This is a genomic window from Seongchinamella unica (assembly GCF_004354085.1).
Classification (GTDB): domain Bacteria; phylum Pseudomonadota; class Gammaproteobacteria; order Pseudomonadales; family Halieaceae; genus Halioglobus; species Halioglobus unicus.
In genome coordinates this window covers 1-20,559 of the sequence record NZ_SMSE01000007.1, presented here as the reverse complement: position 1 = coordinate 20,559, position 20,559 = coordinate 1, and the positions used below count along the sequence as shown (strand labels likewise).

Sequence of the window (20,559 nt, the reverse complement as noted above, 5' to 3'; positions counted from 1 at the left end):
AGTCTAGGCGTCATCCTGGGAATAAAACTGCCGGTAGTATTTTCGCCACTTGGCGATCGGTCCATCGCCATCACAAAGAATCGGTTTCGGCCGATATTTCTTGTTGTTCCAGATAACCATATCCACGGCCTCAAAGCCTGCAGACTCTTCACCGTCGGCGGCGCCGATCGAATGCTGATAGACATGCTCGGCAGTCGTTCTTCCCGCTGTGCCCTCGGCGGCATCCCTGAACGTAAAGTGCATGCGGCTGAGGGTCATATCAGTAGACTGCGGCAGAGGGGTAGAAAACATGAGGACGGTGGTATCTCCGGCGGTATGGCGTACTACTTGTGCTCCCGGACCGTGACACTCCCCCACGATGGTGGTCGAACCTGCGTCTATATCAAATTTGAAGACGTGCCCATCAGCGACCGCGCTGCCCAGTGGCATTTCTGGAGCGCCGTGCAGAAACTTGAGGTGTGGAAAGTCGACACTGTTTTCCCCGATCTCCTGCAGGCAGGTCCCTATTTGCCACTCGCCATGCCTTACAGGGATGTATACTTCAGCCTCGAGTTCCGGCACTTCAGGCAGGTCGAAGCTTGGCGCTTCACGCTCGGGGTGGTACCAGGCCCAGATCAGGCCGTAGCGTTCGCTTGTGGGAAGGACCCTGAGAACGGCTTGATCCTGGCAGACCTTTGGCATGCGCTTTGCGTAGGGAATATTTTTACACCAGCCCTCGCTATCGTATTCCCAGTGGTGAAAAGGGCAACGAATATTGTTCCCCACTACCTCGCCCCCCAACCCCAGGTGCGCGCCCAGATGGGGACAGAAGGGGTCAGTGACCCCGACAGAGCCGTCCCCACCCCGGAAAATCACCCACTCCTGATCAAAAGCCTGAATATTCCGAATTTCCCCAACCTCGAGCGATTCCGAATAATCGATGACATACCATCCAAATGGGATTGGGAAGGGGCACCTTTCCAGTTCACCGGATGTCTGAATATGTTCCGTTTTCATGGTTTTGCTCATCTAATGCTTCCTTTAATCGATCTGCACCTTGAATTCATTCGATGTGGTGGAGCATATAATTGTCACCACATAGTCTAGAAGGAGACAAACCCGGGAAATAGTTCATTGCATGACATTGACTTGTCCCTGGATGACAGGCGCTCCCAATGGAGGCCCTCAGCACTAATGGAAAGTGCGAGAAATCCACTGCTTTGTCTCACTCAATAGCGTTTGTCGAGAGTCATAGACAAAATGCATATGACCCGTATCGGACAGCTCCAGCGCCTCCACCGACGCAGCGCTGTCAAACTGTCCCCTAATCTCGACCGGGCTACCGCAGATATCCCTGTCTCCGGCAATTATCAGAACAGGCACCTGTATCCGCTCCGATTCATCCCGCAGACAGCCTGGCACAAGCGAATAGGCGCCCGGCACGGTCAGCAGAGGACCACGCGCCAGCGACAACGCAGCGTAGGCAGCTTGCGTCACTGAACCTCGGTGAGCTGATTCGCCGACATTGATGTTCGCGTAGCCCACACCAAATTGCTGCCGGGCGAGTTCAACACTCGCGTTTTTCAACCGGTGGAGATTATTTGCCAGTTCCAGGCCATAGGGACACAGGTAGTGCCGCATGCCGCAGTTACTGAACCCGAGCAGGGCCATGGCATCAAAACTCTGGTAGCGGTCCTGTTGAAGTATGGCCAGCAAGGCTCCCATAGAATGCCCCACAGCTACGCAGGGAAGTCCCGGGGTGTTGCGCGACCGGAATGTCTCGACGATATACCTGTTGGCGGCTATCAGCCGATCGAGCGTAAGGTCGAATCCATCCGGCGGCTGTGTGCTGCCTCCGACTCCCAGGTGATCGACGATGACCACGATACTCCCAGCCTTACTCATGGACTGGGCAAAACTATAGCTGGGGTCCGTCGGCACATTCAGATCAAAATACTTACTGTTGCAGCCGCCACCCGGAAAACAGAACAACAGGGCCACAGGGGCAGTCTCTGGAATGAACTCCTCCACCGCGACCTCCATCTCTCCAGGAAGATCAACCACGCTACTTACATCGATTAACTGGTGCACAGAAACACCGATGCTAATCCTCGCAGCCGGTCAACTTATCACCTATGTCGAACATGTAGCAGGATTCATCGGAGACCACCTGGTCCGCCAGCATCTGTTCCTGTTGATCCTGCGAATAACCCAATTCAGTGAGTATCTCTCGGGTTTGTTCACCGACGATAAGAGGCCCGCCTTGAATCACCGCAGGTGTTTCGGAAAGGTCGTGGGCCAGCCCCACGTGGCCGGCGTGACCGACGATGCGGTGCGGCAAGTTTACCAGCCAGTTTCTCTCCATCATGAAAGATCCCTCGCTCCACATTTCCTTGCGAAAATCCGTGTTGGCGATCTCACACGGCACTCGGGCCGCATCGAGCAAAACATGCCATTCGCCGGCCGTCTTGGTTGCAAATATTGATTCAAGCAAAGAGTTCAATTGTCGATCATTTACAGCACGGACTTCCGGATCGGTAAATCTGGAATCCTGCATCATCTCCGGACACTCAATAGCCGCAAACAAATCATGCCAGTGTTTTTGAGTATGTAAGACGAGACAAAGGTAGCCATCGGCCGTTTTGTAGAGCCGGTATCCGGCGGAATAGCCGAGCCCGTCGCCTGCCAGATGGGGTCGGTCAAACGAACCCTCACCAGCCGGTGCAATGACGTGAGAACAATTGAACAGGTGTGCATTCACAATGGAGGTGTCGACGAACTGCCCTTCCCCAGTGCGCTCACGCAGTCTCAGCGCCTGCATAATGGCCGTGGCGGCAAGATAGCCATTCCCCATATCGCCCAATGTGGTCAGGCTCCAATAGGGCCGACCACCGCGGCTGCATCCGCCATCTTCCCACTCCACGCCGGTAAGCGCCGAACCGGTCTGGTCATTACCTGGCAGTGCCTGACGCGGGCCGTTCTCGAACCCGCGGCTGTGGCAATAGATCAGGCGAGGGTTGATTTTTTTCAGGGTCTCGTAGTCCAGGCCCTTTCCTTCAACGGCCTTGTAGCGCATGTTGTGAATGACCACATCAGCGTCCGCCACCAGTTTCTGGATGACCTCCACGCCGGCGCTATCACGCATATTCACCGCGATACTTCGCTTGCCACGATTGGCCCCCATGGCGATGGCATTCGAGTGCCAGAACCAGTCATAGGTTGCGTTAACCTTTATGACCGTAGCGCCAAGATCCGACAAAACCTGTGCGCCAAAGGGCCCGGCAATCGCCAGGCCGAGGTCGACGACCTTGACTCCCGAAAGGGGATGCTCAGGCGCCGCTGCGTCACCTGCCTCTACAGTCGATGAGCTGGCGCCGGCGGCTTCGGTCTTTACTTCCTCCGTATGTTCGCCGGAGGTAGCGATACCCGACGGAATGGAGCAGGGGTTTTTCTCCAGCCGATAAAGCACTCCCGCCTGCCTGGTGACGCCTAACGCAGGATCTTCCACCTCGACGACACAGCCGTCGGCAAGAAACAGCGGATCGTTCAGGGATTCCTCGGGAGACCGCACTTTCTGTATACACTGCCCTGCCAATGCACCCGCCTCCACCCACTCATCAGCACTGTAGCGCTTGAATGCCTCGACCATCAGCGGGTAGTAGTGATCCAGGACGAACATATCCTCCATGGCCGGCATAATTCGGTCGGGATCCTGTCGGGCAGACATATCCGGGGTCGGGTTGAGCTCGTCGCCCTCGGAGGCCCCCAGTATAAAACTCGGGTTGGGCACCCAGTTGATGATCCAGCGACCATCAGCACACTCAAAGTTGCCTTTGGGCGAACGGGAATCATTTATCCAGGTAGCGTAATGCGGAGCATCCGGTTTGTCTGCCCGGCAATAGGCCATGCCACCTGCAGAGAGGGCACCCTGCAACAGGCTTGTTTCCACCCACTGCCCCCGGCCCGTGGTCTCGCGGACCAACAGCGCAGCGCTGATACCCGACAGGGCCGCGTACCCTGCCCCCACGCTGGGCCAACAAATACCCGTGAAAAGCGGTCCGTCCCTGTCTTCGTGCCGCGGACCCACGACACCTTCGGGATTGAACTCGAAGTCCTCGAAGGGAATATTACCGCCACTGGCAGCTGCGACACCGCCCAGCCGGCCGCGTTGTTCATAGTGCATTCCCACCCGTGCCGCAACAAGTGCATCGTATCCCGGCCGATCGGAGAGGGGGTTGTTCCTGCCATAGCCGGTAATTGAACAATAGATAAGGCGGGGATTGACTGCGGAAACCGCCTCGTAATCGATGCCCAGTTGCGATGCTACGCCCGGCTTGTAGCTTTCCAACAGTACATCGGCTGTTTTCACCAGATCCAGGAAGGCAATTCTGTCTTCAGCATTCTTCAGATCAAAAACAGCATTGCGTTTACCGCGTTGCCAGGCCCGGTAGCCCAACTGGCTGGCGAATTCGTCACCACCCGGCGGGTCGATCTTGATGACCTGTGCGCCGTTAGTGGCCAAAACCATGGACGCCATGGGACCAGCCACGCCCCTGGAAAGGTCGAGGATACGAATACCTGCAAGTGGAGAGGTCACAATCCAACACCTGTACGGGAAGATTTCGCATCTCGCAATACCGCTGAGGCACTTACGGCGCAGGGCACCGGAGGGTTGCCGTTGAACCCACCGAAGCCTATATCCAGGTGTGTATAGTCGGAAAAGAACTCGCCAATGCTGGCAGATGTCATGTTAAGCACTTGGGCAGCGGCCTTATAGAAGTTTGACCTTCGCAGTCTATGACGCTGCCCGGATCCGAAAAAGCGACCTACATGACAAGAAATTATCCCCGAGTGACAATCTCCCCGGGGACACCTGTGGAGCACGAGGTGCTAGCACCTCGCGCTGGCGCTGTTCCTCGCCTCGAGATAGCGCGCGCGGTAGCGGCGCGGACTCACTCCATACCAGGCCTTGATCGCTCGGGTGAGCCCGCTGGCTTCTGCGAAACCCCCGAGACGAGCGACCTCCGACAAAGACAACCTGTCGTTCTCGAGGTATTCGGTCACCAGCTCGCGCTTGATCTCCTGCTTGATCTTGGTGTAGCTGGTATCTTCCTGGTGCAGGCGACGGCGCAGGGTTTGGCTGCAGACGAAACATTCACTGGCGATACGCTCTATTGAAGGGAACTGGTGATTGTGTACGAAGTATCTACGCAGGGCCCACTCGATACGGAGCTTCAGGCTGGTCTCATCTCCGGGAAATGTCACCAGGTCGAGCCTGGGGAAATGCAGGTAAGCTTCCAACTCCCCCAACTCACGGCAAACCGGCCGCTCCAGCCATTTGGCGTCAAACTCAAGCCTGGTACTGGGCTGTTCGAAAAGGCATGGACAGGCAAAAACCTGTTCATAATCTTCTACACTCCCCATCGCCTGGTGGGAAAATAGCACCTGTTCGAGCGGCACGTTCTCACCAATCAACCAGCCAAGAAGGCGATGCCACATTCGGGGCCACCACTCTCGCATGAGATTTTCCGGATCTGCATCCTCATCGAGGAACAGGATATCGATATTCGCCGTCGCATCTTCCAGGACCAGGTTGATTGATACCACGTCCGACATCAGATTGTAGTAGCGGAATCCTCGCTCCAGCGCCTCCCCCAGCGTATTGCTGAGCAAACTGAATTCGCACATGAGGGCAAAGGCCCCCGGTTTCTCGGACCCCGGAAATTGGCCCAGAAAATCATCATACCTGGACATCTCGTGCACAATAACGGCTAGTTGCTCAGCGGAGTACCCCCTACGGCTATGCCTGTTCTCATCCAGGATTTGCTCGGGTACTACACCCGCTTTGGCGCAGATGGCGTTCACTCCCCAGTTGGCCCTGTGGGCCGTTTTTACCAGGATATGCACATAGCGTGTGATCAGGTCGCTGGTGGACAAAACGCCTCCCGGACGGTTCTCCTCAAAAGCTTACCCATCTCATTATAGGGAAGGCTAGGAAGAAAACGAATTTCCCCGGGAACACGGGAAGAGCGCATTTTGCCGCGCACCAGTTGCTGCAGCGCCGCAACATCCACCCACTTCCCGTGGGCGAGCACCACAGCCGCTACAACGCACTCACCCCAGTCACTGTCCGGTATACCGACCACGCAGGCATCCGCTATCGCTTCGTGGCTGGTGAGCACATCCTCGATCTCGCCGGGTGAAATATTCTCCCCCCCGCGAACTATGATATCGTCAGCCCTGCCCATCAGGTACAGGTATCCCAGTTTGTCCAGGTAGCCTCTGTCCCGTGTCGGGAACCAGCCGTCAGAGGTGGTCGCCTTTCGCTCGAGGTATTCGCCGGAAACCTGAGCACCCCGAACATAGACCTCGCCGACACTTCCCGCTGCCAGGACATTTCCCGAATCGTCGCGAATCTCGACCTCAACCGAAGCCAAGGGCTTGCCCACCGACTGCAGACGACCGGCAATTTGCGGATCGTTACTGCTCAAAGCCTCCCTGTGATCATCCGGCGTCATCAACGCGATTGTGGAACTGGTTTCAGTCAGGCCATAGGCGTTGGTAAAGGCCACCTGGGGAAATATCTCCAGGGCCCTGCGGATTACCGCTTCTGGCATATTGCCTCCGCCGTAGGCAATCGCCCGCAAGCTGCCCAGGTTGCAGGCATTTCTTCCCGCGTCAATCGTCTCCACGATACGGGATAACATCGTCGGCACCAGGAAGGCGTGAGTTACTTGTTGATTTTCGACCAGTTTCATCCAGTCGTCCGCATCAAAATTCGGCAGCTGTACCAGCTTTCGACCCGCATACACGGCACTGAGCACTGCTGAAATACCCGCAATATGGTAGGGCGGAACCGACACCAGGCTGGCCTCGTTCTGATCGGCTCCAGCAAACTCTACCGTTCCCAGTATGTAACTCATCAGATTCTCATGCCGCAGAACGGCGGCCTTCGGTGCACCCGTGGTACCACTGGTAAACAACTGAACCGCGATGGCCCGCGGATCATCAGGCACTTTGGGGCTCTCGCCTTCATATGCCATGCTCTTTGCGATGAAATCCTCGCGCCCGACCTGGTCGACGAGGTAAAGAGGCTGGATGCGGGCCTTCAACTTGTCGAGCTCAACTTCGGTCAATCGGTAGTTTAGTGGCACAAACGACAGGCCCGCGGCCGCCGCACCGTACAGTGCGATCGGTACCGCGGGACTGTTGACATCAAGCACCGACACATACTGACAGCCGCTTTTCTGGAAGGTCGCGGCAGCGCCGCACGCGGCCCGATACAGCGCGGAGTAGGTGATATCCCGGCCGTCACTGTGGACCGCGATCCGCTCGGGAAAACTCGTGGCAGTCATTTCAAGGAGGGTAAACGTGTTCATACGGATTCAATCAGACGACGGCAGCGCTTCCGCCCTCTTCACGGACAGTTTTACCTCCCCTAACGAAAGGGATCCGGCGCCACCCCTGATACACAGCAGCTCAATATTCGCCTCCGTATCGACATAGCGTTTGCCGATCAGGCTGCCAGCGGCGAAATCCTCCGACGGTGTCCCACCGGCCGAACCGCCGGATTCGGTAAGCGCAGAGCCACCACACCTGAGGTCGATTTCCCCGGAACCTCTCACGACCATCACTTCGGTGTCGCAGACGGTGCTTTTTAACCGGGCACCTGGTTTTACCGATACCATAAACCCTCTCTCCACATTCTCCTGACCAGGACAAACTTATCTTGAGATGACAGGGCAATCAATTGCATGGCGTGACAGCATCTTACCTTCAGATGACAGTGACCCCCTATCAACTTGTCGGGCAATGCGATAGCACATACCCTTGCCCCATGCAGAAGATTTTACCAGCGAGCGGCGCATTCCAGGTTAAAGGTAACGGCGACGCCTCCCGTTATGCCACGCAACTACTGCGGGACCTGGGGGCTCTGGTGTCATCGGGCGAGACCCGGCTCCACACCTCGGCGGCCCAGCGCTGGTCGGATTCAGGTCTGGCGGAGCTGACCGGGTTTTTCGACCAACCTCCTGCCGACTGCCCGATACCGCTTGCCAGCTATGGCGACGGGGTACTGCACGCCTTCGAAACGCTGCTGGGGAAGAAACTCCCGACCTCGATGCAGGGGGGGGATCTCATGGCACAACGAGCGACTGTCTGCGGTCTCCACCGGCGCGGCGAGGTATCTCCGGGGGGCAGCTGCAAAATTTTACCCACAGCAGATGGCCACCTGGCAGTAAACCTGGCCCGGGACAGCGACTGGCGACTGTTGGACGCGTGGCTACAAGCTGAAACCGCACCAACCTGGTCGGCGGTGGAGGCACAGGTGGTGCGACTGCCCACCGCACAGCTGGTGGAGCGGGGACGCCTGCTCGGCCTTGCCATCACCTCGACCAGGATTGAACCATGCCTGGACAGGAGCTGGTTCGAAGTGACCCAGCAAACTGCGACGGCCACACGCCAGCGTGGTCTGCCGCGTGTTGTGGATTTATCCTCCCTGTGGGCGGGGCCTCTCTGCAGCCGCCTGCTGCAGTGGGCGGGGGCCGAAGTGATCAAGGTGGAAAGCCGCCAGCGCCCGGATGGCGCCCGGCACGGATCCCCGGAATTTTTCAGCCATCTGAACAGCGGCAAGCAGCAGTTGCAACTGGACCTGCATAAACCCGGTGGAGTGAAAACACTGGAGGAATTGATCCGCTCTGCGGACATCGTGATTGAAGGCTCCCGACCCCGTGCCTTGCGACAAATGGGCATTCAAGCCGAGTCCCTCCTGGTAGAGGTGCCGGGCCTTACCTGGGTGAGCATTTCAGGTTATGGCCGCAGTGAACCCCAGGCCAACTGGATCGCCTACGGCGACGACGCCGGTGTCGCGGGGGGGCTATCCGCCCTGTTGCACCAAACCACCGGCCGCTGGATGTTCTGCGGCGATGCAATCGCCGACCCGTTAACGGGGATGCATGCAGCACTCGCTGCGCTGGCCTCCTGGCAGGGGGGAGGTGGTCATCTGCTGGCATTTTCGCTGGTTCAAACCGTGCAGCACTGCGTGGCGTTCAGCCAGAATCCTCTGCATTGATGGACTTCCTGATCAAACAGTGCGAAATCGACGACTCCGGAAAAAGGCAAGACGTGCGCCTGACCGCCGGCGTCATAGCAGAAATAGGCAGCGTACTGGCTCCCCGACCGGGAGAGGCGTTGATCCCGGCCCACGGCGGCCGACTGCTGCCTGGCCTGCACGATCACCACGTGCACCTCGCATCCATGGCCGCCTCACTCGAGTCTATTCACTGCGGTCCGCCAACGGTGACCACACAATCCTGTCTGGCGAGACACCTCGCGGCGGAAAACAACAAGGCCGATCATGGCTGGCTGCGAGGCATTGGTTACCACTCCTCCGTCGCCGGCGATATCGATCGGTATTGGCTGGACGAGCATATACCGGACCGCCCCGCCCGCATTCAACACCGTGGCGGACGCCTTTGGGTGTTGAATAGCGCAGGACTGGAAGCGCTGGGGCTTTTGCGCAAGCGTTCAGTCCCTGGCATACCTGCTGGGGTCGAGCGTACAGGGGGCGTAACTACGGGCCGCCTGTACGAGAGTGACGCGTGGTTACGGACACAGCTGAACTCTCGCCCGCCCCCGCTTCACCGGGTCAGCCGACTGCTTGCTTCTTACGGTGTCACCGGCGTCACCGATACCACGCCCTCCAATGCGGGTGAAATGTGGCGGCATTTCAAGTCTGCCGGTGCGCGGGGAGAACTCATGCAGGACATTCGCATGATGGGTAGCCTGGAACTCGCCGGCGTCGCTGGCTCGCCGGAGATACAGCACGGCGAATACAAGATCCACCTGCTGGAGGCGCAGCTGCCCGGGTTCGATACGCTGTGTGCCACTATCCTCAGGGCTCACCAGGTCGGTCGCACGGTGGCCATTCACTGCGTCACTCTCACTGAGTTGCTCTTCGCTCTGGCCTGCCTGGAAGAAGTGGGCAGCGAAACAGGGGACAGGATAGAACATGCCTCCATCACCTCGCCCGAAACACTTGCAAAGATTGCGCAACAGGGTTTGCGCGTGGTGACCCAACCTCACTTTGTCAGTGAGCGCGGTGCCCAGTACCTGAGGAATGTTGAGACCGGTGAGCTGCCCTGGCTCTATCGTCTTCGGAGTTTCCTGGAGGCAGGCATTCCGCTGGCGGGTGGCAGCGATGCACCCTTCGGCAGCCCGGACCCCTGGGCCTCGATGGCGGCGGCAGTCCACCGCACAACCAGCAGCGGAGAATGTATCACGCCGCATGAAGCTTTGAGTCCCGAGCAGGCCCTGAGATTGTTTACCTCTACACCCGACTCTCCCGGGCTCGACCAGAGAGTCGTCAAAACGGGCTCAGAGGCCAGTGTTTGCTTGCTGGATTGCGCCTGGAAACTGATGCGCCAGAATTTCTCCAGTGACCGGGTCGTCGCTACCTGGAGCAGAGGGGACATGATCTATCGGGCCAGCGGAGATCGATTTGCACCAGAGACAGCCCCGGGATCGAGTGCAATTTAAGAAACTGTGTCTCATCACTCGCTAATCGCGTCTACCAGGCCCCAGGCCAGGGCTGTCCTGGAATTGATTTTACGACCTGAGAGGGCCATCCAGGCAGTACGCTGCCGACCGATACGCCGCGATATACTGACGCAACCCCCCGCACCGGGTATCAGGCCAAACCGAAGTTCAGGCAACTGAAAAAAAGTTCGCCTGTCAGCAGTCACCTTCGCCGCAAATGCGGGAATCTCGATTCCCGAGCCCATACAGGCGCCGTGCAGATGGCAGTGCACTCTGTCGGCGACCGCTGCGATCAGGCGGCTGGGATTATGAACCGAACGCAGCAGGTGCGCCTGCGTCGCCGAGGGCATCAGGCCAAACTCCCTCAATTCGCCACCAACGCTGAAGCAGGCTCCCGCAGCGCTCAATTCCAGACACGTTATGGTATCGTCGACACGGACCAGATCGAGGAGTTCCACCAGCGCATCGCGCATCTCCACAGACAGTGAGTTACGTTGCACCGGTCGATTCATTCGGGCCCTGAGCACACTTCCTTCTCGGGTAATTTCAATCGCTTCACCCTCCCCCTCAACTACCAGGGCCGGGGGCTTGGAACGCTCGGTAAGCCACCGCTGGTATTCCGGGCCCGTCTGCAATAGGCCAAAAGCGAGGGATTCGAGCGTCATCGCATGTGGGACCGGCATACCCTCAACAGCGCGCAGGACCTGCACCAGGACCAGTGCTGCCGTGGGGCTGTTTTCGATTGCAGCGATCAGCGCCGCCGCCGCGGACTCGTCAGGCAGCACGACGTCGGCTTGGCGATCAACGCCGCTACCGATCGCGATCACCGGGCAGGGTTGTTTTGCCAGCCAGTCGTCATCGCCCAAACAGTCTCCAGCAACTTTCAAAAGGTAGGGTAACTGCATGTCACTTTTCCACTGTCATCCTCATTAATGAGAACCCGCAAAATACCCGCAGATTGTGCCTTTTTAGGAGAGAAATCGCCTCAATCCCCTATCGCGGCTGTTACCTTGCGGCTGAGCTGTCATCGCGCGAATGAATACTTCCCAACTGCTACTCGTGGCCGGCGTGTATAAATGCCTGTGTGAGCTGACCAGGGCCTGTGCACGGTGCTTGTTGATTCAGAAGGCCGGGGATTGTCGGACCGGCTCAGGGCTTTCTTGCAACAATCACGAAAGCTTGCAGGGGCATGACCTCGCCCAAGTGCTGCTCCAGAGCGGCGGCAATTGCAGAACATAGGCTGTCCGGCTGCCCGCCTCGCAGGATAATCTCTTCATGGAGCGGATTGCCATAGACCAGCCCCCTTGCAAAGTCACTTGCCGAGGGAATACTCGAGCTTATCTCTACCTTCTCAATTTCTATGCCCGAGAAGCCCGCTTCATTGAGTGAATTCTCGATGCTGACAGGATCGTTGTAGCCAAAAGGGACCTTATAAAATCCCGGCGGATCTTCGGGATAAAAACTTGCAACAGTTTCGTGGGCAATTTTGGCGAAGGGATTGCTATCCATCGGGCCCCAGACATTGAAAATGTAGTGACCACCGGCCCGTAAAGTTCGAAAAACCTCCTCGTATGAGCGCTGTTTATCCGGGAAGAACATGACTCCAAACTGAGATGTAGCAACATCGAAGTCCGATTCAATGAAGGGTAGATGCATTGCATCGGCGGCTTTGAATTCGACGCCCTCGTTGCCTTGAAATTTACCTCGGGAGATTTCCAACATCGGTGGGTTCAGGTCGGTGGCGGTGATGGTGCAGGCTGCCGGCAGAACGTCCCGAAGCCTTCTGGTAAGTATTCCCGTTCCAGCAGCAAGTTCTAGGACTTTGTCTGGCTGCAGTTCAAGAACTCTTCGGGCGAGGTCCTCTGCGAAACCGACGAATATCCTGGGCCCCAGATAGAGGTCGTAGTTTTCAGGTATGGAACCCGTAAAGCGCGCTGCATGTTGACTCAACGTGGAGACCTCAAAATATCGGTTAGCGGACCCACCGCAGTGTAGTCCAGGTTTCCCCGATTGTCCCGGATGAGGTGAAAGCCAACCCCGGTCCGCCAGGCGCGAGACCGGACAATGGGTCCGCCCTCGCCTGTTTCACGTGGTTCGGCCTAGTTGTGTGGCAGACACCACTCGTCTTGACCGGCAGGGTCTCTCGGCACCGCGAGACAGGGTTAGTGGGTTTCCTTCTTGCCAAAGCCTTGATTCCTCTTGGCCTTTGGATGACGCTGCGCACAGTGGAAATACCTTCGAAGACTCCCAGTTTATTCTCGTAGGTACCTTTAATACTATTTTCTCTACATTTCTAATAAGATCTGGTTTAACTGGCTCAGGGAAATAGGCGCGTTATGTACTATGGGGAAAGACTGAACAGTATCAGCCATCTAGTGGGCGCCGTCTTCGCCCTCATCGCTCTGGGTGCCTTACTAGCGTTGGGTATTCAGACACGTGATCCAAGGATTATCGTAGGTTTCACCACTTTCGGACTGACACTGGTCTTGCTGTACACCATGTCCACGCTTTATCACAGCTTCAGAGGTCCTCGACTAAAAAAACTATTCAAGGTATTGGACCACATCTCGATATATCTCCTGATTGCCGGTACTTACACGCCGTTCATGCTGGTGAGCATGCGCAGCGGCAGTGGCCATCTGATCCTGGCCATTGTATGGACGTTGGCCATTCTCGGCAGCATTTCCGAACTGGTATTGTCTGGGCGGGTTGTGAAAGCCAGCCAGCTCATCATTTATCTCGGGATGGGATGGTTGGTTTCCCTTGATCTGACAGGTCTCAGGGCCATCTTGCCCAACCCCGGGTTCTACTGGCTGGTCGCAGGTGGCATCGCCTACACGACAGGGATCATCTTCTACCTGTTGGACAAGACGAAATGGCTCAATCACGCGCATGGAATCTGGCACTTCTTTGTATTGGTTGGATCTGCATGCCACTTCATCGCTGTCATTGGTTACCTCAGGTAACAGGCATCAGGCGGTCGAATTGGCCGATTGAGTTCGCATTAAGGGTATGCACTTTCCACGGGCGTAGGATCGCTCCTTCGAATGCAAGGGCAGTTCCTTGTACATGGCTTCGTGCTGCTACAGCATGTCACGAACATAAGCCGTATACTTTTCGTCCTGAAGAATCTGGTACAGGGCGCCGGCCCAGGTTTTTCCTTATTTTCCACACCGGCCCGGGTGAGAATCAGTCTGGGGGTTCCTGCGAACGGGCTTCCCGGGGTATCGTGATCGTTATCAGCAACAGGCACAGAAGTAGAACTCCGGTCTTGGCTCTAGTCATTTGCTCAGGGGTCCTTCGGCATGGCGTCACGGGGAATAATCGCGCCACTGTGCTGGATGACCACCGACGCCAGACGATGGCCTACGGCCGCTGCGTCTGCCGCGGAAAGCCCCTTCAGGCGCGCAGCCAGGTAACCGGCATTGAACGAATCCCCCGCTGAGGTCGTATCGACCACGCGGACCGGGTTGGCAGCCACCAACTCCCGATCCTGATCCGTCACCACCAAGCATCCGTGCTCTCCCATCTTCAGTGCGATCTCGCTGACACCCCAGGACTGCAGTCGATCGACAATATCGCTCTGCTCGGCATCGCCAAACACCAGTTGCTCATCCTCTATCGTCGGCAGTGCGAGGTCTGTGAGCCGGTACATCGCCTCATAAGCTTCACGGGTAGATTCGCGGCTCGGCCAGAGTTTTGGCCTGTAATTGCTGTCGAACGCGACCCGGCCACCATGCCGGCGATAGTCTGCCAATGCGTCATACAGGCGCTGCCTTGCAGCCTCGCTGAATATAGCCAGGGTGATGCCTGAGAGGCAGAGCCAGTCACGTTCCTCCAGTTGCGAGAACAAATGCTTCGCCTTGACCGGGTCATCGAGCAGACGCCGTGCGGGGGCACTCTCTCGCCAGTAATAAAACGAGCGTTCGCCCTGTTTGTCCGTCTCGATAAGATACAGGCCGGGTACAGTGTCTGCCTGGTAATCAATGAGCCCACAAGCGACCCCTTCACTCCGCCATTGCTCGGTCATCCAGGCGCTCATCGGGTCATCGCCCAGCGCGGTCACATAGTCGACCGCAATCCCCTGTCGAGCGAGATACACCGCCGCATTGAGCGTATCGCCACCGTAGGACAGATTCATGGGCAGGCAGCGACCGCCCGGGGCCCCTGTCTGGTGGGTTAGCTCCAGCATACACTCACCGATCAACGCGATGTTCTTTGCCATATTCAATCGGTACTCAACCTATCGTCTTGATTTACACAGGAGCGCTCTAGCGTCGGGCATTTCCAGCCTCACCTTTCGAGTGTCAGGAAATAGTCGAAGATTTCCGGCACGTTGCCGCTACCCATTCCGCCATCAACCGCGGCCTGAAGGTTGGCCGAGGTACCCTAGACCGTACGTTCGGCAAAGGATATGACCCCAATCGGGCCGTTTTCTAAGAGACCTTTTCCTGCCAACTGTCACTCCAGTTTAGCGTGCCATCCGCAGGTTGTGTATTTTCCTCTGGGCAATGGTCCTGATTTTTACCAGGGCTCGCTGATCCAGAATGTCGTTTCGCCTCCCCTCGCACACATCAGCCAGTGTCACGTTATCCAGCGACTCGTGATACCGCTCATGAATATAGTGGTGGACCCCCTCCCTGATCACCTTCTCCAGTTTCCACGGATAGTAGTAATGCTTCAGCTGCAACGGACATTTCACCTCGAGGCCCTTCCAGAACGATACGGATGGCCCGCCCTAAGAAGCGCTTTGGGCATCTTCTCCTCGGTGGAATGCTTGCGAGGTGTTTTACCACGAAAATCTTTAAGCGTCTTGTCAGTGTTGGACGTGCTCAAATCGAGACGCCCCTGCTTCAGTTAAAAGTAGCAGATCTGTGTCTTATTGAATCAGGTCGATTGGTAACTCATGCTTTGACGGCGCGCACATGGACTTATAGTGACTGCAACTGTAGATTTTATGGATGGGGTAGATGACCTAACGTCTGCAGGTGATGTGTATCCCCGATGGGTCCGCAGTTGCCATATCGCGGCAGGGACGTCTAATATGCGCTGTCCACGGCAACGCCTACCTGAACAGGAACCACATTTATGATCCAACCACTGGGCACCCGCTTGAAGTGGTGGTTGAACATCTTCAAGCAGGCCGCACACATCTGGCTCGAGAGCAACGCCTTCGCCAACGCGGGTTCCCTGGCCTTTTTCACCCTGTTTTCCATTGCGCCGGTCATGATCGTGGTGGTCAGTGTGATCGGTGTCTTCTACGGCCAGGAGGCAGCGGAAGGACAAATTGTGATTCAGCTGCAGGAAACCATTGGTCCCGAGGCAGCGGCCACCGTGCAGGCCGCCGTGGCCCAGTCCAGCCTGAAAGAAGGCGGCTTGTTCGCGACACTGGCGGGTATTGCTGCGATGCTCATCGGCGCGACCACCGTATTTGGCCAGATGCAGAATTCCTTGAATTCCATCTGGACCGTGGTTCCCAAGCCTTCGCGTAGCGGCATTCTACTGTTCCTGCGAAAGCGCCTCACTTCACTCACCATTGTACTGGCGGTGGGCTTCGTGATGCTGGTCTCACTGTCGCTGAGCGTCGGCCTGCGGATCTTGTTGCAGCAGGTGCAGGGCTGGCTGCCCTGGTACGATGTCGCCTTCGGCGGTTTGGACCTGGTAGCGTCCGTTCTGGTCGCCTCGCTCTTGTTTGCAACCATATTCAAAGTGCTTCCCGACGTGCAGTTGAGCTGGCGCGACGTGGCCCTGGGATCGGTGCTGACCGCGGTGCTGTTCACCATCGGCCGCTCACTGATCGCCATGTACCTGTCCTATACGGCCACCGCATCCACCTATGGCGCCGCAGGCTCACTGGTGCTGCTCTTGCTCTGGGTGAATTACTCGTCGCTCATACTGCTTTACGGTGCTGCGTTTACCAAGGCGCACTTTCTCGCCAGGGGGCTCACGGTCAGGCCCCGCAGCGTTGCCGTGCGTGTTCATCGAGAGCTCATCGAAGACTGAGAGCGACGTTGCCGTCGGCGAACTCACAGCTGGGCAGCCGCAGGCGGCTTGTCCGCTTTTTGCGACCAGATACTGGGTGTGCAGTTACCCTCTATACGCCATATTCGCTTCTTATGCACTTTGCCAGGAGTCTTCTATACTGAACCGGATCAAACGATGGAAAGAGGGACGAAGCCATTCGCCTCGCCATTCGAATGTTCATCCTTGCTCTAAGCCTGACTTCGGCTGTCGCGTACACAGTACGGCCCCTCGCAGACCAGGCGGTTGCCGAAGCATCACGGAAAAAGCCGCCGCGCATCAAGGTTCCCGGCAATTTTACCTCCCTTCAGCAAGCCATCGATGCAGCACCGGACGTGGCGGCGATCATCGTCGAGGCTGGCGTGTACGAAGAGACACTGTGGATCGCTGGCAAGGAAATACCTGCAGGGCGATGGACAACCGCTAATCCTAGGGCCAGAAACGCGAGCGCTTGACTCCTTTGAAAGCGCCACCGGCTTGGTCAACTTTGGGGCCCGGGGCAGCGGCAGCGTGACCGGTTTTGTCATGCGCGGCGGCAATAACTGAGTGGTCGCGGTTGACCGGGAGGGCGGAATTCGCATCGTGCAGTTCAATGCCTGGGCCTGGAACGACGAGATATTGACAACGCACCCTGAGCTGTTAACGGGTCTTTTTGGAGATGGCATTATCGTGATGCCGGCAATTTATCCGTCGGTGGCAACCATCTTCGACAACTCCATTCTAGATCCGGCCAGGGCAGGCGTATCAAACTTCGGCAGCCAGGCCGATTTGACCAACAACCTCATCTGGTGCGCAGGCTTCGATCTCAATGGAGAACACCTCGTCCCTGGCGAATTAGGCCCCCTGAAACCACTGGATCCCCTGTCGTACAGTTTCAACGACGGCGGTGGAAACCTGTGTGGCTGTGAAGGCGTGCAAACTGAAGGTTGCGTCGCGCAGTCGTCGGCATTAGCGCCGCCGAGCGAGGAAGTTGCGCCCTGAACTGCGGGTTCAGAAAGAGCCTGGACAATGACCTGCCCCGCTAGATCGGGTCAAGATTCTGAGGGAGACTTGCCCCCCAGGACGGCGCCTCCGATCCAGGCATTGAAGACATTTGGTTCATTTCAGCACTTAAACCATGCACTTCGATCCGAGGAAAGACACACGGTCTATACTGATGATGACAGCCGCTATTGACCCGAAGTGACAACTTATTTTTTTACAAAGATACCGGTAGGATTTGACAGTGAACAGTGATCGCCTTCATCGACAGCTAACGTTAGCCGCTAATATTGGTGTTCTGTTAGGTATCATGTTTCTCGCTATTGAAATTCGTCAGAACTCTCATCACCTTGCGCTGCAGTTGGAATTCGCCGTGCCAACGCAAAAGATCTTCGAAATCAATAGGGATCTCATGGATCCAACCATCGCTAAAATTTTGGCTAAGTCAATTCAGAGTCCAGCAGAACTGACTTTTGAAGAGGGATTGGTCGCTGCTTCCTTTGTCTTGAATGCTCTCAACGAATGGGAAGATCGATATCTGCTGCATAAATCGGGAATGGACGGTGTCGTAGACTGGAAACGGCACATCCAGGAGAACATCGATTGGACGCTTGGGAATCGCTTCGCGTTGACCGTTTACAATATGAACAGGGAAGCTTTTGAAGTCGAATTTGTTGACTATGTTGACAGCTTGTTGGGCGAGGTGTCAGAAGACGGCACCTATTTATGGTGGACAAAGACTCGGACCAGATTCCTGGAGGAGTAATATGTAGTCAGGTGGTTTCCATAACCGCGAACTGTGCGAATGATTTACCACCTTCCGGGCCTGATCTAGCGCCGCTATCGCCCATGCTGTGGCATCTGGACTACGCTGAGTTTGGTATCTGGACTGCCCAAGGCCTGATCACAACCACCTTGGGAGGTGACTTATGGCTACTCAAGACATGAAATGAGACCCACAAGAGCGCAACATTCTGAGACTGCACCAGGAGGATGACCCCAGGGAACCCGCTTTGTACTAAAATCATCCCGTCCCTGGAACTTACCCATCTGTAAAGGAACAGCATTGAACTGCAATTCAATACTCACCCGCGCCACCCGTGCACACCTCCCCGAGTTGCTGATAATGATCAAGGAGTTCTGCGCGATCGACGAACACGATTACGATGAGCAGCGCCTGCGGCGCAGCCTGCCGGCCCTGCTCGATGGCGACGACTACGGCGTGGTCTGGTTGCTCGGCGAGCCTGTCGATGGCTACGCGGTGGTCACCTGGGGATACAGCCTGGAATCTGGGGGCGTCGAGGCTCTGATCGATGAAATCTATGTGCGTTCCAGGGAAGCGGGCCTTGGCTCGAAGGTCCTGACCGCCATTCTGGGGGATTGCCGTGCCAGAGGCTGCAAAATCGTCTTTCTCGAGACTGAAGCACGCAATGCCAGGGTGCGGCGGTTTTATGAGCGGGCGGGCTTCAGGGTAGACGATTCAATCTGGATGAGCCTGTCGTTGGACAACGGCAACGAGCAAAACAGCGATACAGGCATGAGGACGCGCAATGGTTGACAGCAACCCGGAGTATCTCGAGGCGGTGCGCGAGCTTTCCAACCGGATTGTCGAGGCGCAGCGCCCCATCCGCATTCTTGACTCGATAAAATGGGGACCCGAAATTCGCGAGGGCTTTTTCCGCGGGGCCTGCCGAAACCAGCCGGCGGTGGATGGTGACTACTACCGGCGCAATAATCCGCTGGAATTCGACCCCGCTGCCAAGCGGACGGAGTTGCACGCCATCGAGCGTGACATCTCCCGCAAGCTGGGGCAGCTCAACCCCCTGGCTGCGATTATGCGCCGCTACTGCCGTGAATACGCCACGGTAGTTCGCATGCTCGAGGCTCGCGGCACCGACGATTTCGGGGTGTTGTCGGAGGAGCTTTACGGTTCCGCATCCGATGTTTTCCATGCCGGTGACCCCAGTCTCGCCGATCTCGGCATGGCCATGGAAAACACGCTGGTGAACCTGCTCAGCAACGAATCCATGCGTGAAGATGAGAAAACCATTGCGGCCGAAAGCGCGGTTGAAATGCTCAATGAACGCCTGCTGCGGGTCTTTCCTGACGCCGGCATACGGGTACTGCTGAACGACCAGATGACGGCAGACGCCGCAGCGGGGTCAGACTATCTGAAGATTCGCAGCGATGCCTGGTTCAACGCTCTGGACATCGACGTACTGGAAGTCCACGAAGGCTGGGTACACCTGGGTACCACCCTCAATGGCACGGCCCAGCCCTGGTGTACCTTTCTCAGCAAAGGGCCGCCCTCCTCCACCACAACTCAGGAGGGACTGGCCGTGCTGACCGAGATTCTCACTTTGCGCTCCAGCCCGACGCGCCTGTACCGGCTGATCAGCCGGGTGCGCTCAGTCACACTGGCCGAGGAAGGGGCGAGTTTCCTCGAGGTTTTCGATTACCTGCGCCACATGGATATCAATGAAGAAGACAGTTACTCGATTGCGGTCAGGATATTCCGCGGCAGCACGCCCCAGGGACGGCCCTTCACCAAAGACCTGGCCTACATGCGCGGGTTCGTCCAGACCTATAACTACCTGCGCCTGGCCATGAGCCAAGGCAGACTGGATACCCTGCCGTTATTGTTCTGCGGAAAAATCACCCTGGAAGACATCAAGACCTACCAGATGCTGACAGAGGAGAAAGTGCTGGTAGCACCGCCCTTTGTACCGCCGCATTTCGCCGATCTCAAGGGCCTGGCTTCGTGGATGAGCTTCTCGCGCTTTATCGCCAGCCTCAATTTTGACCAGCTCGAGGCCGATTACGGTGCGTTATTGTAAATCACCGGCCGTGTAGGGGTAAAACCAATCATTATCATCCCTTAGTCAGGGCGGCGATTACGCGATGTGAGACAGTTTGGTGTGCCATTTCGCCATGCTTTCGAGAATGTTTGGCTTCGTTTGTTTTTCTGTCGCCGCAGCAGGATTTTCCCCGGCTATTCGCATCTCTGGGGGTAGTGTAAATATTTTTTCGCACTTTTCTTTG

General features: G+C 56.9%; 18 protein-coding genes. 8 read left to right on the top strand and 10 right to left on the bottom strand.

Going from position 1 to position 20,559, the window contains the following annotated elements:
• Positions 1-3: 3 nt before the first annotated feature.
• The 6 genes from E2F43_RS18820 to E2F43_RS18795 form a co-directional block, all read right to left on the bottom strand.
• Positions 4-1,008, bottom strand: coding sequence for a Rieske 2Fe-2S domain-containing protein (locus E2F43_RS18820; protein WP_133215652.1), 1,005 nt, complete (start codon positions 1,006-1,008; stop codon positions 4-6).
• Between the two features lie 162 nt (positions 1,009-1,170).
• The gene (locus E2F43_RS18815; protein ID WP_133215650.1) at positions 1,171-2,070 is read right to left on the bottom strand and encodes an alpha/beta hydrolase; all 900 of its coding nucleotides are present in this window, start codon (positions 2,068-2,070) and stop codon (positions 1,171-1,173) included.
• Positions 2,071-2,083: 13 nt separating this feature from the next.
• A complete protein-coding gene (locus E2F43_RS18810) occupies positions 2,084-4,576 on the bottom strand; it encodes a CaiB/BaiF CoA transferase family protein (RefSeq protein WP_133215648.1) in 2,493 nt (830 codons plus the stop codon).
• Between the two features lie 293 nt (positions 4,577-4,869).
• Positions 4,870-5,916: an AraC family transcriptional regulator gene (locus E2F43_RS18805; RefSeq protein ID WP_133215646.1), complete on the bottom strand. Its 1,047-nt coding sequence runs from the start codon at positions 5,914-5,916 to the stop codon at positions 4,870-4,872.
• Positions 5,898-7,358: a class I adenylate-forming enzyme family protein gene (locus E2F43_RS18800; protein WP_133215644.1), complete on the bottom strand. Its 1,461-nt coding sequence runs from the start codon at positions 7,356-7,358 to the stop codon at positions 5,898-5,900. Before E2F43_RS18800 ends, E2F43_RS18805 begins: the two co-directional genes overlap by 19 nt.
• Before the next feature lie 6 nt (positions 7,359-7,364).
• Positions 7,365-7,667: a hypothetical protein gene (locus tag E2F43_RS18795; protein ID WP_133215642.1), complete on the bottom strand. Its 303-nt coding sequence runs from the start codon at positions 7,665-7,667 to the stop codon at positions 7,365-7,367.
• Positions 7,668-7,816: 149 nt separating this feature from the next.
• Here E2F43_RS18795 and E2F43_RS18790 point away from each other — a divergent pair, with 149 nt between their 5' ends.
• Together E2F43_RS18790 and E2F43_RS18785 are read left to right on the top strand one after the other, a co-directional pair.
• Complete coding sequence (locus tag E2F43_RS18790; RefSeq protein WP_165954407.1) at positions 7,817-9,049, top strand: CoA transferase; 1,233 nt, start codon at positions 7,817-7,819, stop codon at positions 9,047-9,049.
• A complete protein-coding gene (locus E2F43_RS18785; protein ID WP_133215638.1) occupies positions 9,049-10,515 on the top strand; it encodes an amidohydrolase family protein in 1,467 nt (488 codons plus the stop codon). Before E2F43_RS18790 ends, E2F43_RS18785 begins: the two co-directional genes overlap by 1 nt.
• A 14-nt stretch (positions 10,516-10,529) precedes the next feature.
• Here E2F43_RS18785 and E2F43_RS18780 read toward each other — a convergent pair whose 3' ends face one another.
• Together E2F43_RS18780 and E2F43_RS18775 are read right to left on the bottom strand one after the other, a co-directional pair.
• Positions 10,530-11,420 carry an enoyl-CoA hydratase/isomerase family protein gene (locus tag E2F43_RS18780; protein WP_133215636.1) on the bottom strand — a complete coding sequence of 297 codons (891 nt, stop codon included), beginning with the start codon at positions 11,418-11,420 and terminating at the stop codon, positions 10,530-10,532.
• Positions 11,421-11,664: 244 nt separating this feature from the next.
• Positions 11,665-12,465 carry a class I SAM-dependent methyltransferase gene (locus E2F43_RS18775; RefSeq protein WP_165954406.1) on the bottom strand — a complete coding sequence of 267 codons (801 nt, stop codon included), beginning with the start codon at positions 12,463-12,465 and terminating at the stop codon, positions 11,665-11,667.
• A gap of 386 nt (positions 12,466-12,851) precedes the next feature.
• On the opposite strand from E2F43_RS18775, the gene trhA reads away from it, so the two are divergent.
• Positions 12,852-13,481 carry a PAQR family membrane homeostasis protein TrhA gene (trhA, locus tag E2F43_RS18770; RefSeq protein WP_133215632.1) on the top strand — a complete coding sequence of 210 codons (630 nt, stop codon included), beginning with the start codon at positions 12,852-12,854 and terminating at the stop codon, positions 13,479-13,481.
• Between the two features lie 323 nt (positions 13,482-13,804).
• Here trhA and E2F43_RS18765 read toward each other — a convergent pair whose 3' ends face one another.
• Positions 13,805-14,740: a sugar kinase gene (locus tag E2F43_RS18765; RefSeq protein ID WP_133215630.1), complete on the bottom strand. Its 936-nt coding sequence runs from the start codon at positions 14,738-14,740 to the stop codon at positions 13,805-13,807.
• Between the two features lie 246 nt (positions 14,741-14,986).
• Positions 14,987-15,205, bottom strand: a complete 219-nt coding sequence (locus E2F43_RS18755) for a hypothetical protein (RefSeq protein ID WP_133215628.1) — start codon at positions 15,203-15,205, stop codon at positions 14,987-14,989.
• A gap of 398 nt (positions 15,206-15,603) precedes the next feature.
• On the opposite strand from E2F43_RS18755, the gene E2F43_RS18750 reads away from it, so the two are divergent.
• The 5 genes from E2F43_RS18750 to E2F43_RS18730 all read left to right on the top strand — a co-directional run bounded on the left by E2F43_RS18750 (position 15,604) and on the right by E2F43_RS18730 (position 20,354).
• Positions 15,604-16,518, top strand: coding sequence for a YihY/virulence factor BrkB family protein (locus tag E2F43_RS18750; protein ID WP_133215626.1), 915 nt, complete (start codon positions 15,604-15,606; stop codon positions 16,516-16,518).
• Between the two features lie 600 nt (positions 16,519-17,118).
• On the top strand, positions 17,119-17,517 hold the full coding sequence (locus tag E2F43_RS18745) for a hypothetical protein (protein WP_238947032.1): 399 nt from the start codon (positions 17,119-17,121) through the stop codon (positions 17,515-17,517).
• Positions 17,518-17,761: 244 nt separating this feature from the next.
• Positions 17,762-18,283: a hypothetical protein gene (locus E2F43_RS18740; RefSeq protein ID WP_133215622.1), complete on the top strand. Its 522-nt coding sequence runs from the start codon at positions 17,762-17,764 to the stop codon at positions 18,281-18,283.
• Positions 18,284-18,583: 300 nt separating this feature from the next.
• Positions 18,584-19,075, top strand: a complete 492-nt coding sequence (locus tag E2F43_RS18735) for a GNAT family N-acetyltransferase (RefSeq protein ID WP_238947031.1) — start codon at positions 18,584-18,586, stop codon at positions 19,073-19,075.
• On the top strand, positions 19,068-20,354 hold the full coding sequence (locus tag E2F43_RS18730; RefSeq protein WP_133215620.1) for a flavohemoglobin expression-modulating QEGLA motif protein: 1,287 nt from the start codon (positions 19,068-19,070) through the stop codon (positions 20,352-20,354). Before E2F43_RS18735 ends, E2F43_RS18730 begins: the two co-directional genes overlap by 8 nt.
• Positions 20,355-20,559 lie beyond the last annotated feature (205 nt).